The organism is Mesorhizobium sp. M4B.F.Ca.ET.214.01.1.1 (assembly GCF_004791545.1).
In the GTDB taxonomy this organism is placed as follows: Bacteria; Pseudomonadota; Alphaproteobacteria; order Rhizobiales; family Rhizobiaceae; genus Mesorhizobium; species Mesorhizobium abyssinicae.
On the sequence record NZ_SRUX01000344.1, the window covers coordinates 1 to 278 of the forward strand.

Here is a 278-nt window from a genome sequence, read left to right on the forward strand (position 1 = left end):
GCGACATCCAGCTCGGCCGCACCGCCGATGGCCTGCGTATCGTCGAGCACGGCCTGGCCGCCGGTGACAAGGTGATCATCGACGGCGTGCAGAAGGTCTTCATGCCGGGCATGCCGGTGCAGGCCAAGACCGTGGCGATGCAGCCACAGTCGGCGCCGGCACCGGGCCGCGATGCAACCGCTGCGCTGAACCACTGATCCGCCGGCTCCTGATCCGCGTCCCCGCTTAGCTGCCGGCGCCAGCGGCAGCCTTTCCTGCCTTCGTCATCCCGGCGAGGG

1 pseudogene is annotated in these 278 nt (G+C 70.1%); it reads left to right on the forward strand.

What is annotated here, in order from left to right:
* Positions 1–197, forward strand: a pseudogene (locus tag EN857_RS34505) (efflux transporter periplasmic adaptor subunit); the annotation flags it as partial.
* Between the last annotated feature and the right edge of the window lie 81 nt (positions 198–278).